Here is a 14,810-nt window from a genome sequence, read left to right as displayed (position 1 = left end):
GTGCTAAAATCTGGCTCCTTAAATTGTTGTAAGCAGAGCACAGAACATGAAATTAGTTCGTTGGTTTTTAGGTTGTATAATCTTATTCTTTAATTTTGTATTTACTCCTCGCAGTAAAAAGCGTGCAAGCGACGAGCAAGCACAGCTTGATCAGCAAACCTCACAATTTAAACTGTACCAATTTAAAGCATGCCCGTTTTGTGTAAAAGTACGCCGCGCTATTAAGCGCGAAGGCTTAAACATAGAAACGCGTGATGCAAAAAATAATGAGCAATATCGTCAAGAGCTTCTTGAGCAAGGCGGCAAAGTTAAAGTGCCTTGCCTGCGTATACAGAAAAATGGCCAAGTACAATGGCTGTATGAATCAAACGATATTATTGCTTACTTAAACAAAGTAGCTGCATAAACCACTTTTATTATCTCACTTATTTAAAGAGAATTTACCATGACAATTCGCACCCGTGTTGCCCCGTCGCCAACTGGTGACCCGCATCTTGGCACCGCTTATATCGCCTTATTTAACTACTGTTTTGCTAAACAACAAGGCGGTGAATTTGTACTTCGTATAGAAGATACAGACCAAGTACGTAGCACGCCAGAGTCTGAACTTGCGATTATGGATAGCTTACGCTGGTTAGGGCTTGAGTGGGATCATGGTCCTGATGTGGGTGGCGAATTTGGTCCTTACCGTCAATCTGAGCGTAGCGATTTATATAAAAAATACGCGCATCAGTTAGTTGACGATGGTAAAGCGTTTTACTGCTTTGCAACAAGCGAAGAGCTTGATCAAATGCGTGAAGAGCAAATGGCAGAAGGCTTGCGCCCTAAATACGACGGTCGTGGTTTAAACCATACAGATGAAGAAATTAAAGCAAACTTAGCGGCAGGCAAACCTTACGTTATACGTATGAAAATCCCAAGCGAAGGCACATTTAAGTTTAACGACTACCTACGAGATGAAATTGAGATCCCGTGGGAAAACGTAGACATGCAAGTGCTTTTAAAAGCGGATGGTTTCCCAACGTACTTTTTAGCGAACGTAGTTGATGACCACCATATGCAAATTAGTCATATTTTCCGTGGCGAAGAGTGGATTAACTCAGCACCTAAGTTATTAAAACTTTACGAAGATTTTGGTTGGGAAGCGCCGGTACTTGGTCATTTACCATTACTACGTAACCCAGATAAATCAAAGCTATCTAAGCGTAAAAACCCAACGTCTATTAACTACTATAAAGAAATGGGTTACCTGCCAGAAGCCGTGCTTAACTACTTAGGTCGTATGGGTTGGTCAATGCCAGATGAGCGTGAAAAGTTCACACTTAATGAAATGATTGAAAACTTTGACATGAAGCGCGTATCGCTTGGTGGCCCAGTATTCGACGTGGATAAATTAAGCTGGTTAAACGGCATGTGGATCCGCGAAAATCTAACTGACGAGCAGTTAATTCAGCGCTTTGTTGATTGGAAGTTTAACGGTGAAATGTTAGCTAAAGTATTACCTGAGGCTAAAACGCGTATTAATACCCTTTCGGATATGGTTGAGCTTGCTGGACATTTTGTAGGTGGTATTCCAACTTACGATCCTGCGCTTTTAACTGCTGGTAAAGCAGACGAAAACGTAATACGCCAAGCACTACAATTTTTTGTATGGCAGCTAGAAGGCTTACGTAGTTTTGATAAGCCCGCTATTTTTGCAATTGCAAAAGAAGTGGCTACATTCCACGAGCTTAAAATTAAAGACTTTTTAGAGCCAATTTTTGTCGCAATTACAGGCAAAACATCAAGTACGTCAGTGCTTGATGCAATGGAAATATTAGGCTCTGACTTATCACGTGCTCGTTTACGTGTAGCGCTTGCTCATTTAGGTATTTCTAAAAAGCAGGCTAAAAATATAGAGCGTGCGTACCGCGAATACCCAAGTGCATAATTGCTAAACAATGTACTTTTAAAAGCCGAGCTTAGTAAAATAAGTTCGGCTTTTTTGTTTCAGGCTGTTTAGCTATATGACATCGTATTTTGATATTGTTTAACTAAAGTATTAGTACTTAGCCCAATGATACAATAGGGAATATAAAATAATAGGAGGCAGTATGATTGCACCTGTAAAAAACAAAGCCATTTTTAGCAGTAACACATTTTCGATAAACCTTGTTACTTACCCAACCAATCATAGCGTAATGAACCATATTGACCCTGTGCAGCAAGGGCGCTATTACAAGCTCAACTTTGTATTAGAAAAACCTAAAGCGGGTGGGGTATTTAAATGCTCAAAATGCATTATAAATTTATTTAATCGCGTGTATTTATTCAGACCCGATAAGTACGAACACAGCGTATCTAAAATCGAGTCTGGAAAGCGTGTACTACTGAGCTTTGCGCTTAATATATAATTTGCACTTTTACTTATTAATAGTCGTAGGCCTGTCCGGTGCATAAAACAGATAGGTCGCAGTACGATACAGAGGTTTCACTACAAGAATTAATAGTAAAAGCATTCCCGCCTCTATTCATAGTATCATTTTTAAGCGCGTCAATGGCGTGAGACTTAGCACGGTTATAGCTAATATTAGGCTTAGTATCATGATTTTTGTTAATACAGAACTGCCCTTCAACTCTACCTAAAAGTTTAGCGCCGCTCTCGTGCGCTTCTTGATCACTATAAAACTGCTGAAGATCTCCTCTAGCAACACGAGTACTGACTTGATCTGCTAAAATATCTTTAGTTATATTGGTGTGAAAGCGAGCTCCAGAACAGCCCGCTAAAATAATGAGTAAGCTTAAGGTTATTATTATTCGTAGCATATCTAATTGATCCATCAATTTATTAATTTTGTTAGGGAATAAAGATACTTATTTAATTTAATACGCGCAAGGCTTGTAGGTTAATAAATTGTTTGTTTTTGTAAGTAACTTAAACATCACTGAGCATAGGGTAAGTAAACAAAAAGAAGTGGCAAACGTTCACTAACCAATGGCATAAAATAGCCCACTCTAAGCGCTGCGTTTTATAAAAAATATAGCCATATCCTAAGCCTGCAATAAATGAGACCAATACATAGTTAAATCCTCCTGCAAAATGTGCCAAAGCAAACACTGCTGCTGTCATTATTGGAGCAAGTAGCGCTGGGCGAGTAGATGTGATTATTTGGCTAAGTTTGGTTTGTAATAAACCTCTAAACAAAGCTTCCTCAGCTACACAGGTAAATAAAAGATTAATAGCCATAAAGGCTAACCAAAAGCCAGGAACCTTAGGGTTAAAGCTTACAAGTCCAAGCATTAAAGCCGCAGTGAGCGCAGCTAAAACAGTAGCAATAATTATTAAAATGGGTTGTTTAACGTTTAATGGGTCTGCTTTATTAGAGTCTGCTTTTAAAGCTTTTTTATTCGAATAAAAGTAAGCACAAAGGAATAAACCAGCCATAGCTTTATCAAAATTAGCATAAAGGGTAAAAGCAATCGCATCGCTTGTAATACGCTCATCTATAACAATAGGGAGGTTATTAAAACCAGGCACCCAATGAAGTGCTAATGCCAGTGAGGAAATTATAAAAACAGTACCTAAAATAGCGCGTATTATTGCCCGCTTTGCATTTAGCACACAGTAGTATAAAACAACGTATAGCCCAGTGCTGAGCAGAGCATACAAATTTATATAACCTTGAAAATACCCACTTAGAACACTTAAAGCCATTAAGTAGTGCCAAAGGGGTTGCCGCATTATTGATATTTTGCAGTACGGAAATACACATATAATTGATAGCGCTAATAAATAAAAGGTCATTGTTTTTTATTGCTCTGTTTTATTTAGCAACTAATCTAACAGATTCGACCTCTCAGTATTTTTTTTCTGGTAATATAGATAGGTTATAAGCAGTTTAAGCAGTGAACAAACTATGTTAAGTCCTTTTTTTCAGCAGCATGCTGATTATGTTTCTATCTCTCGTGAGCAAGGTTGTCGATTCGCTAAATGCGTTGCTGATGATTACAATCCACTTCACGACAAAGATGCCAAAAAGTTTTGCGCGCCAGGAGACTTACTTTTTTCATTGGTACTAGACCGCTACGGTATTAGTGAACAAATGGAATTTACTTTTGCCGGTATGGTTGATGAAAACACCAAACTACATTTCCCTGAGGGAGCCGATGAGTTTGATGTTACCAATGGCGAAAAAGTAATTTTAAAGGTAAAGCGCAGCGGTAAAACCAGCCAATGCCCAGCACTAACTAATAGTCTAATAAAAAATTATGTTGAGTTTTCTGGTACTACCTTTCCGCATGTAATTATCCCATTAATGGGCAAGCAAGAGGTAATGATAAACCCTGCTCGTCCGATGGTAATTTACGAATCAATGCTTATTAATCTTGATAACCTTGATATTACAGCACCAGAACTTGAGTTTGCAGAGCCTAGTTTTGAGTACGCCGGCAAGCGCGGAAAAATTACACTACGTTTTAACCTGTTAGAAAACGGCGTTAAAGTGGGTTTTGGTGAAAAGCACATGGTGGTTTCGGGTATTCGTGAATATTGCCAAGCAACAGTTGACGATTTAATCGCGTTTTACAACGAACGTAAAGCGACGTTAAAACCCGCTTAAAGCTACATTAAATTATTAAAAGGCGCTAAATACACTGTTATTTAGCACCTTTTTTATTGGTTTTAAGAGTACAGCTAGATTAGCCGAGGGATTAAATACTTTTCTGGACTGGTTAATTTACGCAGTACAGTAATATGCGTACAATAGCGCTCTTTGTTATTTTAAAGCTAAGCCTATGTCTGCCACTACGTTCTCATCACTTAATCTCGACCCGTTATTATTAACAGCGATTGAGCAAAATAATTACACTCAACCTACCGCAATTCAGATTAAAACTATTCCGCCTATTTTAGCCGGAAGTGATGTAATGGGCAGCGCGCAAACAGGTACGGGTAAAACCGCCGCCTTTGTTTTACCTCTATTACATAAGCTTTTAAATACCCCTAAAAAAGATGAGCAAGGCCTTGCCCGCGTTGTAATTTTAACGCCAACACGAGAGCTTGCTCAGCAAGTATTTGCCAGCTTTGAAAAGTATGCACAAGGCACTAACATTAATGGCGCTTTAGCCTATGGTGGTGCAAGTATTGGCCCTCAAATAAAAGCACTTAAAACAGCACAAGTTATAGTGGCGACACCAGGGCGTTTGCTTGATCATATAGTTAAAGGCAGCGTGGTACTTTCAAGCGTAGACTCTTTAGTGTTTGACGAAGCTGACCGTATGCTTGATATGGGCTTTATTGATGAAATTAAACGTATATTGCGCCATATCCCGGGCGATCGCCAAACTCTACTCTTTTCGGCTACGTTTGATGACAGCGTGTTTGAACTCAGTAAAAAACTACTAAAAAACCCAGAACTAATTGAAGTTGATAAACGTAACTCAGCTGCGGTTGAAGTAGAGCAAGTTATTTACGCTGTTGATGAAGACCGTAAGCGCGAACTTGTATCGCACATGATTGGCATGAAAAACTGGCGCCAAGTGCTTATTTTTACTCGCACAAAACAAATGGCTGATAAGCTCGCTAAAGAAATGTGTAAAGATGGGTTAAAAACCGAATCAATCCATGGCGATAAATCGCAAGGCGCACGTGACCGTGCATTGCAAAACTTTAAAGAAGGTATTACACGCGTACTTGTTGCAACCGATGTCGCTGCGCGTGGTTTAGATATTTCTACACTTAGATACGTAATTAACTTTGAACTACCTTACATTGCCGAAGATTACGTGCACCGTATTGGCCGTACAGGTCGTGCTGGTGAACAAGGACTTGCTATGTCGCTGGTGAGTCTTGATGAGCAATGGCTGCTAGAAGAAATTGAAGTACTACTCGATACGCGTTTAACGCCGCAGTGGTTAGAAGGTTACGAGCCAGACTTAAATAAAAAGCCAAAAGATAATCGTAAAAATACTAACAAGTCGCGAAAAGATCGCGATAAAAAACGCATCACTGGTAAAAGAGAGCCAAGTAGACGTCGTAAATAATAGCTTTTACTTTGCTTTTTTGCCTATACTGGAGCTATTAAATAGCCGAGGTAAAGTTACTGTTTGAAACTGATAAATGGGCATTCTCTGGTGTTGATGGCCAAATATCTTTGCATAAATGGCAAAAAACAATCGACCTTATTACGGGGCTTTTTTCAGCCCCATCTGGTTATATAGTTCAGGCAACAAGCAAAGGCTATCGCGTTGTTATTAGAAGTAACGAAGGTGGCTCAAGCTTTGAAACCAACCCGATACTTCCTCCTCAAACACCTCTTTTTTGTCGGCACGTCGCAGAAACTAATAATATTTTATGTTAATGATGCAAGCAATAACGATGCATGGAACACCCTACCAGAAGTAGTTGAGGACGGTGTTGAATCCTACTTAGGCTTAGCTATTCATTGGCCAGAAGGTGAAGTATTTGGCACGCTATGCTTAAAAGACACTAAAATAACTAGCTATACCGATAAATACTTTGAACTCATAGAGCAACTACGCGATTTAATTGAAGACGACCTAGCGCTTGTTTACAGCTATGAACAAATGCGCGAAATAGCCATGTTAGACTCATTAACAGATATTTATAATCGCCGAGCACTTAACTTACTAGCTCAGCAAAAGCTTAACTTAGCGCTACGTTTGGGCTTCGACGTGTGTTGTTTGTTTATTGATATAAACGACTTTAAAAAATTAAATGACACCTTTGGTCATGAAGTAGGTGACAAAGCCTTAATTATTTTGGCGGATACGCTAAAAAACCATTTAAGGGATGCCGACATAGTAGGGCGTTTAGGTGGTGATGAGTTTGTTGCAGTAATGCAATTAAGTGATAAAAGCAAAATTAACTACATTATGGATAAAATTTCGACTGAGTATACAAATGCTTTACTAAAAGAAGGTGTTTGCGATTTATCGCTCAGCATTGGTTATAGTTTTACTAATAAACAAAAGCAGCCCTTTGAAGCGCTATTAAATGATGCAGACCACGCAATGTATAAAAATAAACAAGCGTATAGGCTCGCTAAAAAAGCACAATAATAAAAGGAAGTTCGTCATGACTCATGCCACAAAAACTTGGCTGGTTTTTTCTGCGACAGGTTTTATTTTTTCATTAGCAATAATAAGCTTATTTGAAGCGCTTCCTAGCATTAGATTTATATCTGATGATGGCATTATTTTTGGTGTTATGTGCTCCTCTATGGGGTTTGCCTTAAAAAGGCTTGAGAGTAATAACCAAAAATAGCTTCAATGAATAGCTTAAGCTGCAAATTTTTACTTGTACTTCTTAATTTATTTTTCAAAGTACGGACATAAAAAAGCAAGCCATGAGGCTTGCCAAGAAGGGTGTTAACTAGCTCTTACCTAGCCTTTAAGCTATTAGCTTTTCAGCAAGGTTTAATTCCATAATAGCTTTTAATAAACGGTATAAGTTAATTGATGCGTCAATTTCTTCTTTACGGTTTGTTAAGCTTTCAATATTTAAGCCCAGTGGCACGTCTAGGTGCGCACAGCTTTTAAGTATTAAGTCGAGGTTTTCGCGGCAAATACGGACGGATTCGCTTAATGTATTGTCTGCATCAAGCATGCGCCATTTAGTTGCCTCTGGCACTGAGATACCCAACCATTGCATAAACTCTAAGGTTTTTTCGCCGCCGCACGGGGTAAACGTTAATATAATACGTTGTGGTGTAATACCCTGCGCTTTACATGTACGTGCGTAGCTAGTGATTAGCTCTATAGTCGCTTGTGCATCGTAAACAGCTTGCGATATAAAAAACTGACAACCTTGTGCTGTTTTTTCTATTAATCGTTCGTGCTCATTTCGTTTACTTGAATGGCGCTCGGCAATTGTAACGCCACCTAAAAAGAAATCATCTGACTGCTCAGCCAAAGCTTTATACGCATCTGGCAGGCTTAGCTTTATATCGCCTATCGATGATGGGCTACCTACTAAAACAACATTTTGTAAATCGTAGTCGTTTTTAGTTTCACTTAGCCAATCTTTAAATTCGCCTACACCACGCTGCGCCACACTTTTATAAGTAATCACATCTTGTGCAGATAAATTACGAAGTAAATGGCTGTATTCACGCGGATCAACGGTTTGTTTAAACGCAAATGGACGGTCTTGATTAGTTCGGCTGCTTTCGTCTTGAATGTCGTAAATTATCACGCCGTCGTATTCAATTTCGTGTAAGCGACCTAATAGCTTTTCTGCAATGGTTTTTAATTGCGCTTTATCGGTGCCAATTTTAGGCGGGGTAGTACCAATAAGATAAACACCTTGGTTGGTGTCCACTATCTTCTCTTTTAGTGATAAAGCCATAATCCTCATTCCAGCTAAGTTTGTTTTGATGGATTTAATATAGCAGCCATTTAGACGTCTAGATAGATTTATTTAGTGAAAGTTTTTCAACTAACATGATGTTTATTCATAGTACTTGTTCCCATAATTTATAATTGACACAGTTGTTTACATAATAAATTCCCTTGGGGCTCTTATAATTATTGGCTTTGGGGCATAATTAAAGAGTTAAATCTGACAACAAATTTGCTCAATTTAAAAAGGGACAACAATGAAATTTAAATTATTAGCAACCAGCTTAGCGGTATCGCTGGCGTTAACAGGTTGCGCCATGCAACAAAACCAAAGCACGCAAACAACAGCACAACAAGAACAAGTAAATAAAGCTGATGATCGTGTTTTCTCGCAAGATTATTTAATTGAAGAGCTAGAAAACGGCTTACGTGTCATGGTTGTTAAAACCGATTACCCTGATGTAGTGTCGCTGCAAATTCCGGTATCGGTTGGATCGCGTAACGAAGTTGAAGAGGGCAAAACAGGCTTTGCTCACTTTTTTGAACACATGATGTTTAAAGGCTCACAAAAATACCCTGAAGATGTGTACTCAGACATATTAAAAAATTCAGGTGTTGATAACCGCGCTTATACAACAAACGATTACACAAACTACCATTTAAACTTTTCAAAACAGCATCTTGATAAAGTACTTGAGCTTGAAGCTGATATTTTTCAAAACTTAACCTACACCGAAGAGCAATTTAGAACCGAAGCACAAACGGTAAAAGGTGAGTACTTAAAAAACAACGCGAGCCCAATTCGTAAATTATTAAGCGCTGTACGCGAAGAAGCGTTTGATAAGCACACGTATAAACACACCACTATGGGCTTTTTTAAAGACATAGAAGCCATGCCAGATCAAATGGCGTACGGGAAAGAGTTTTTTGCTAAGTTTTATAAGCCTGAGTATGTGTCACTTGTCATCGTGGGCGATGTTGACCCTCAAGCAACAATGGCAATGGTTAAAAAGCATTGGGGCAGCTGGGAAAAGGGTAACTATGTTGCTGACATTAAAGCAGAACCTGTTCAACAAGCACCAAAATATTTGCACCAGCAAGATGAAGCGCTACCAGGGCATTGGTTACTCGTATCGTACAAAGGCGCTGCGTGGGAGCCTGCTAAAAAAGACAGAGCGGCACTAGATTTAATCTCACAGCTTTATTTTTCAAATAATTCAGATTTATATCAAGAGCTAGTGGTCGACAAACAAATTGCCAGCCAAATGTTTACCTATAACCCAGAGACTAAAGATCCGGGTTTATTACACGTATTTGTTAAAGTAGAAAACGCAGACGATTTAGCGACTGCGCGCGATGCCATTAACCGAACTTATGCAAAAGCACGCACTGAGCTTGTTGATGAGCAAAAGCTCAGTGATTTAAAATCGAACCTTAAATATAGCTTTATAAATGGCTTAGATTCGTCGCAAGCGATTGCATCAACCCTTGCCAGCTACATGCATTTTGAGCGCGATCCTGAGGTTATAAACCAGCTGTATAAATCGGCAGATAACATCACCAGCGCAGATATTAAAGCCGTTGCTAATAAATACTTTACTGATAACGCACGTACCACATTAACAATGTCGGCACTTGATAAAGCCCCAGGTTTTGAGCAAGAAGTTGATTTAAATGCGCTTACTGCAAAGCTTGAACAAGCACCTGCGGCACCTGTATTTAAAGTACTTGATAAAACCAATAGCTCGCCATTAATCGATGTTAACTTTTTATTCAATACCGGCGCGGCTGCCGACCCTCAAGGTAAAAAAGGTGTTGCAGCGCTCACTGCTGCAATGCTTGCACAAGGTGGCTCAGAGGCAACAAGCTATAAAGATATTCAAAAAGCACTTTATCCGCTTGCAGGTAGCTTTGGTTATCAAATAGATAAAGAAATGCTGTCGTTCCAAGGGCGTATTCATAAAGACAATGCAGCGCAGTGGTATTCACTTGTGAGCGATCAATTATTAAACCCAGGCTTTAGAGACGATGACTTTAAACGCCTTAAAAAAGAAATGATCGATGGTATTAAATCAGGCTTAAAAGCATCTAACGATGAAGAGCTAGGCAAAGAAGTGCTATACAGTGCACTTTACAAAAATCACCCTTACGAAAGTTACAACTACGGTGATATTTCGGATTTAGAAGCGTTGACGCTAAATGATGTTAAAGCGTTTTATAACAGCGAGCTTACGCAATCTAAACTCACGGTTGGCTTAATTGGGGCTGTGCCTGCAAACCTTAAAGCTAAAATGATGAGCGATTTTGCAACGCTACCAAAAGGTGAGCAAAGCCGTTTAAGTATTCCTGATGCGCCAGTGCTTAAAGGTCATCATGCAACGATTGTAGAAAAATCGGCGCAATCGACTGCTGTATCGTTTGGTTTTCCTATTGATACAATTAGAAGCAGTGAAGACTGGACAGCCCTTTGGCTTGTGCGTTCGTACTTTGGTGAGCACCGTAGTTCTAACAGCTTTTTATATGAGCGCATTCGTGAAACTCGCGGCATGAACTATGGCGATTACGCATACATTGAATACTTTCCACGTGGTATGTTTCAAACCAAGCCAGATGCAAACCTAGGGCGCTCAGAGCAAATATTTCAAGTGTGGTTACGCCCACTTCGCTCTAATAACGATGCGCACTTTGCAACACGTACCGCCTTGTTTGAGCTAGATAAGCTCATTAAAAATGGTATGAGCGAAGGTGATTTTGAAGCTACGCGTAACTTTTTAATTAACTTTGTGCCGCAAATGGTTGCAAGTCAAAATCGCCAATTAGGTTACGCGCTTGATAGCGAATTTTACAACACTGATAACTTTGTAAGTTACGTAACTAATAAACTTAAAACGCTAACGCTTGCTGATGTTAATCGCGTTATTAAAGAAAACTTACAAACAGACAATGTTCACTATGTATTTATTACTGGTGACGGCGCTGATATGCAAAAACGTTTAGCATCGCAGCAAACCTCACCAATGGTTTACAACACTAATAAACCTGCTGAGTTGGTTGCTGAGGATAAAGTAATTGCTGATTACAAATTAGCAATTCCTGCAAAAAATATTAAAGTGATGAAAGTCGATAAAGTATTTCAATAATTTAAGTGTTTTTAAACTATCTTTAAATGTATAAAAAATGCCCCAGTGCTTAAAGCTCTGGGGCATTTTTATTATTTAATAATGAAACTTAATAAACAGTTATACCTAATAACCAGAACAAATAACTAAGGGATTAACACCTTAGTGGTTAAATCCGTTAGACTTGGGAAAAGGCTATTTTATATCAACTTAAGGCAGTGCAGTATTATGCGTCATGCAATTTGGCAACAGCTTCGCGACGAAGCTAACGATGTAGTAAAACGTGAACCATTATTAGCAAGTCATGTTTATTCATGTGTTTTAAATCATGATTGTTTAGGTTCGGCATTGAGCTTTATTGTTGCTAATAAGTTGGCTGATGCGGTGGTATCTGCATTCACTATCCGAGAGCTGTTTGACCAAGCATTTGTAAAATGTGACCGTATGCTATCTTTTGTTGCTGAGGATATTAAAGCGGTAAAAGACCGCGATCCGGCATCAGAAACCTATCTTACGGTTATATTAAATCTAAAAGGTTTTCATGCTATTCAGGCGCACCGTTTGGCTAATTGTTTGTGGCAACAAAATCGCAAAGAGCTAGCGCGCTTTATTCAAAGCCGTAATTCTGAAGTGTTTGGGGTCGATATTCACCCAGCATGTAAAGTGGGTAAAGGCATTATGTTTGACCACGCAACCGGTATTGTTATTGGTGAAACAGCGGTAATTGAAGATAACGTATCAATTTTGCAATCTGTAACGCTTGGCGGTACAGGTAATGAGCAGGGCGATCGTCATCCTAAAATTAGAGCAGGCGTATTAATTGGCGCCGGCGCTAAAGTACTGGGTAATATTGAAGTAGGTGAGGGCGCACGAATTGGTGCGGGCTCAGTTGTGCTTAGCAATGTTCCACCACACACAACCGCTGTTGGCGTACCCGCTAAAATTATTGGTCGACCGGATTGTGAGTGTCCGGCGCAAAGTATGAACCAAAACTTTTTAGCAAATCCTGAGCCTGAAAACGAATCGCACACGAGTGCAATGTTATAAGTAACTAAAAATAATAAAACTTAAAAGGAATTAACATGAACAAGAATAGTTTATTGGCTCTAGGGATTGGGTTTATTGCGGGTGTAGGTTTAACTTGGAGCTACTTTAATGCAGCTTCAAGTTATCCGGAATCTGTTAAGTCGCAGCCAAGTTATGAAAAACAGAAAAAGCTTCATACTGAACAACAAAGTAATGAGGTATTGAGTAATACAGGTTCAGCACCTGAGCAAGTCGCTAGTATAGAGCCCGCTGAAGTCTCGCCTACAACCAATTCAGAAACCCAAATGCTTGATGAACTACCTTTAGAAGAGCAAGTAACTCAGCTTAAGCAGCAACTCGCCGAACAGAAAGCGGCGCTCAAAAGTGTTTTAAAGAAAATGAGAAGCCCTTCAGATTTTGAGCAGATTTTACGTGATAAATTTGAAAATCAAACGCGCGACGAAGAATGGGCTTATCGTACTGAAATGGCATTACAAGATTTTTTATTAACAGCTGATTTATCAATTATTCCTGACGTTGTTAGTGCAAAATGTAAAAAAACAGTATGTGAATTTGAACTTGCCGCCCCCACTGATAACGACACATTTGGTAATGCTCAATGGCGAGAGCTAAACGATAAGTTGATGGAACAAGAGTTTTGGCAACAATTTAAAAGCACTACCTCCACATCGAGCGATAGCGAACTTAAAATGTTGCTAAGTACAGAGCTTTAAATAATTTGTGATTCTATAGAGCCATCGACTAACTCTGTAACTAAAACATCGCCTGTTTTAATTTGCCCCACAGATTTAACTACTTTTCCTTGCTGTGTTTTAGTGATGCTATAACCGCGCGCTAAAACATTAAGCGGACTTACCGAGTCTAACCTGCTTGCTTGCAGTGCTAAGCTATTATTCGCTTGTTGTAACTGATGCTGTATAGCTTGGTTTAGCCTAGCTTGTAATTGCGAGAGTTGATGGCTTGCTGAAGCGAGTTTTTTATCAGGTGATTGGCGCATCAAACGCGGCGTTAAGTTATTGAGTGTGCGTTCTTGTTGATATAAACGATTGCGCATAGCTTGTTGCAGCGCAATGCTTAGCTCATCCAAACGTTGTGATTTTTGACTAAGCTGATTACGCGGATGACACAAATTAAGGCGGTGTTGTAACTGTGTTGCTAATGCGCGTTTATCGGCAATACCGTGCTTAAACGCGTTAGATAAACGATTAACCAATTGCGTTACTTTGTTGTGTAACTCTTGCGTATTTGGGCTTACAAGCTCAGCTGCGGCTGATGGAGTGGCTGCACGAACATCAGCAACGTAATCGCTAATGGTTGTATCTATTTCATGGCCTACTGCACTTACTATAGGTAATTCACTTTCAAAAATAGCCCGTGCGAGCTGTTCGTGATTAAAGCACCATAAATCTTCAAGTGATCCGCCGCCTCGTCCTAAAATAAGTACGTCTACTTCATCACGAACATTAGCTAATTCAATTTGATTAATTAAATGTAGGTGTGCTTCTTTGCCTTGTACCATAGCAGGGTAAATGATTACCTCTAGCTGCGGCGCACGGCGTTTAAGTACCGTTAAAATATCTTTTATAGCAGCGCCGGTTGCAGAGGTAATAACACCAATACGATTAATGTTTTGCGGAAGTGGTTTTTTATACGCAGAGCTAAATAATCCTTCGGCGGCCAAACGCATTTTAAGTGCATCGAATTCTTGTTTTAGCTGACCTTCGCCGGCCGGTTCCATATGCTCAACAATAAGCTGGTAGTCACCGCGAGGTTCATAAAGTGATACACGCGCTTTTACTGTAACTTGCGCGCCATTTGCAGGGCGATAGCTTTGGTTGCGATTATTCCCACGCCACATAGCGGCTTTAATTTGTGCTTTATCGTCTTTTAACGAAAAGTACCAATGGCCGGATGCAGGGGTAATAAAGTTAGAAATTTCGCCCGTGAGCACTAAAGATGCAAAACCTTGCTCAAGGATTGTGCGAATTTCTCTATTAAGGCGCGACACGGTGTAAACCGTCTGCGAAGGCTTCGAAAACATAAAAAACAACCTAAAACTATTTATAAAGCAAGGGTCTATTGACCTTTGTAGATTAAAATTTGTTCAAACTAGGGGCGATTTAATCGCGGCGCGAGGTTTGTAACCTAGTGGGCTAAGTAAAAACCGAGTAACAAAGAGTTAATCGCCCCTAGGCTGAACCCTTTGGGCAGCGCTTGTTTGGAATTGATGCTACGTTATCGCCTATTTATGGGGAATAACCACACTGCATAGGCTCTGCCTTGCCTAAATACCTAACAAACTGC

General features: G+C 39.6%; 14 protein-coding genes. 10 read left to right on the top strand and 4 right to left on the bottom strand.

Annotated features, from left to right (window positions below; translation table 11 throughout):
• The first annotated feature begins 46 nt into the window (after positions 1–46).
• The 3 genes from I6F10_RS00230 to I6F10_RS00220 all read left to right on the top strand — a co-directional run bounded on the left by I6F10_RS00230 (position 47) and on the right by I6F10_RS00220 (position 2,393).
• On the top strand, positions 47–406 hold the full coding sequence (locus I6F10_RS00230) for a glutaredoxin family protein (protein WP_197098127.1): 360 nt from the start codon (positions 47–49) through the stop codon (positions 404–406).
• Positions 407–445: 39 nt separating this feature from the next.
• Positions 446–1,930 (top strand): glutamate--tRNA ligase, encoded by a 1,485-nt coding sequence (gene gltX, locus I6F10_RS00225; RefSeq protein WP_002961608.1) that lies wholly within the window; start codon positions 446–448, stop codon positions 1,928–1,930.
• A 163-nt stretch (positions 1,931–2,093) separates the two neighbouring features.
• Positions 2,094–2,393, top strand: a complete 300-nt coding sequence (locus I6F10_RS00220; RefSeq protein ID WP_002958795.1) for a hypothetical protein — start codon at positions 2,094–2,096, stop codon at positions 2,391–2,393.
• Positions 2,394–2,409: 16 nt separating this feature from the next.
• Here the strand turns inward: I6F10_RS00220 and I6F10_RS00215 are convergent, their stop codons facing one another.
• Positions 2,410–2,805 (bottom strand): hypothetical protein, encoded by a 396-nt coding sequence (locus I6F10_RS00215; protein WP_033016118.1) that lies wholly within the window; start codon positions 2,803–2,805, stop codon positions 2,410–2,412.
• 109 nt (positions 2,806–2,914) lie between these two features.
• On the bottom strand, positions 2,915–3,784 hold the full coding sequence (locus I6F10_RS00210; RefSeq protein WP_197098125.1) for a CPBP family intramembrane glutamic endopeptidase: 870 nt from the start codon (positions 3,782–3,784) through the stop codon (positions 2,915–2,917).
• A gap of 112 nt (positions 3,785–3,896) precedes the next feature.
• Between I6F10_RS00210 and I6F10_RS00205 the strand changes: the two genes are divergently transcribed.
• From I6F10_RS00205 to I6F10_RS00190, 4 genes are all read left to right on the top strand, one after another.
• A complete protein-coding gene (locus tag I6F10_RS00205; RefSeq protein ID WP_197098123.1) occupies positions 3,897–4,598 on the top strand; it encodes a DUF3581 domain-containing protein in 702 nt (233 codons plus the stop codon).
• Positions 4,599–4,773: 175 nt separating this feature from the next.
• A complete protein-coding gene (locus I6F10_RS00200) occupies positions 4,774–6,021 on the top strand; it encodes a DEAD/DEAH box helicase (protein WP_182753717.1) in 1,248 nt (415 codons plus the stop codon).
• 237 nt (positions 6,022–6,258) lie between these two features.
• Positions 6,259–7,059, top strand: coding sequence for a GGDEF domain-containing protein (locus I6F10_RS00195; RefSeq protein ID WP_231619848.1), 801 nt, complete (start codon positions 6,259–6,261; stop codon positions 7,057–7,059).
• 16 nt (positions 7,060–7,075) lie between these two features.
• Positions 7,076–7,264, top strand: coding sequence for a hypothetical protein (locus I6F10_RS00190; protein ID WP_197098121.1), 189 nt, complete (start codon positions 7,076–7,078; stop codon positions 7,262–7,264).
• A 126-nt stretch (positions 7,265–7,390) separates the two neighbouring features.
• Here the strand turns inward: I6F10_RS00190 and I6F10_RS00185 are convergent, their stop codons facing one another.
• Positions 7,391–8,347, bottom strand: coding sequence for a methylenetetrahydrofolate reductase (locus I6F10_RS00185; protein WP_024597318.1), 957 nt, complete (start codon positions 8,345–8,347; stop codon positions 7,391–7,393).
• A 250-nt stretch (positions 8,348–8,597) separates the two neighbouring features.
• Here I6F10_RS00185 and I6F10_RS00180 point away from each other — a divergent pair, with 250 nt between their 5' ends.
• The 3 genes from I6F10_RS00180 (at position 8,598) to I6F10_RS00170 (ending at position 13,219) form a co-directional block, all read left to right on the top strand.
• Positions 8,598–11,480: a M16 family metallopeptidase gene (locus I6F10_RS00180; RefSeq protein ID WP_197098120.1), complete on the top strand. Its 2,883-nt coding sequence runs from the start codon at positions 8,598–8,600 to the stop codon at positions 11,478–11,480.
• Positions 11,481–11,687: 207 nt separating this feature from the next.
• Positions 11,688–12,506: a serine O-acetyltransferase gene (cysE, locus tag I6F10_RS00175; protein ID WP_002958786.1), complete on the top strand. Its 819-nt coding sequence runs from the start codon at positions 11,688–11,690 to the stop codon at positions 12,504–12,506.
• Positions 12,507–12,541: 35 nt separating this feature from the next.
• A complete protein-coding gene (locus tag I6F10_RS00170; RefSeq protein ID WP_197098118.1) occupies positions 12,542–13,219 on the top strand; it encodes a hypothetical protein in 678 nt (225 codons plus the stop codon).
• Here the strand turns inward: I6F10_RS00170 and xseA are convergent.
• Positions 13,216–14,547 (bottom strand): exodeoxyribonuclease VII large subunit, encoded by a 1,332-nt coding sequence (gene xseA / locus I6F10_RS00165; protein ID WP_197098116.1) that lies wholly within the window; start codon positions 14,545–14,547, stop codon positions 13,216–13,218. The genes I6F10_RS00170 and xseA overlap by 4 nt on opposite strands.
• Between the last annotated feature and the right edge of the window lie 263 nt (positions 14,548–14,810).

It is taken from the genome of Pseudoalteromonas sp. SWYJZ98 (assembly GCF_015864495.1).
Classification (GTDB): Bacteria; Pseudomonadota; Gammaproteobacteria; order Enterobacterales; family Alteromonadaceae; genus Pseudoalteromonas; species Pseudoalteromonas distincta.
Note: the sequence above shows the minus strand (reverse complement) of the source record. Positions and strands in the feature narration are given on the sequence as shown.

Coding starts and splice junctions, on each gene's coding strand:
- I6F10_RS00230 (WP_197098127.1), top strand. CDS start 47: ATGAAATTAGTTCGTTGGTTTTTAGGTTGTATAATCTTATTCTTTAAT.
- gltX (WP_002961608.1), top strand. CDS start 446: ATGACAATTCGCACCCGTGTTGCCCCGTCGCCAACTGGTGACCCGCAT.
- I6F10_RS00220 (WP_002958795.1), top strand. CDS start 2,094: ATGATTGCACCTGTAAAAAACAAAGCCATTTTTAGCAGTAACACATTT.
- I6F10_RS00215 (WP_033016118.1), bottom strand. CDS start 2,805: ATGCTACGAATAATAATAACCTTAAGCTTACTCATTATTTTAGCGGGC.
- I6F10_RS00210 (WP_197098125.1), bottom strand. CDS start 3,784: ATGACCTTTTATTTATTAGCGCTATCAATTATATGTGTATTTCCGTAC.
- I6F10_RS00205 (WP_197098123.1), top strand. CDS start 3,897: ATGTTAAGTCCTTTTTTTCAGCAGCATGCTGATTATGTTTCTATCTCT.
- I6F10_RS00200 (WP_182753717.1), top strand. CDS start 4,774: ATGTCTGCCACTACGTTCTCATCACTTAATCTCGACCCGTTATTATTA.
- I6F10_RS00190 (WP_197098121.1), top strand. CDS start 7,076: ATGACTCATGCCACAAAAACTTGGCTGGTTTTTTCTGCGACAGGTTTT.
- I6F10_RS00185 (WP_024597318.1), bottom strand. CDS start 8,347: ATGGCTTTATCACTAAAAGAGAAGATAGTGGACACCAACCAAGGTGTT.
- I6F10_RS00180 (WP_197098120.1), top strand. CDS start 8,598: ATGAAATTTAAATTATTAGCAACCAGCTTAGCGGTATCGCTGGCGTTA.
- cysE (WP_002958786.1), top strand. CDS start 11,688: ATGCGTCATGCAATTTGGCAACAGCTTCGCGACGAAGCTAACGATGTA.
- I6F10_RS00170 (WP_197098118.1), top strand. CDS start 12,542: ATGAACAAGAATAGTTTATTGGCTCTAGGGATTGGGTTTATTGCGGGT.
- xseA (WP_197098116.1), bottom strand. CDS start 14,547: ATGTTTTCGAAGCCTTCGCAGACGGTTTACACCGTGTCGCGCCTTAAT.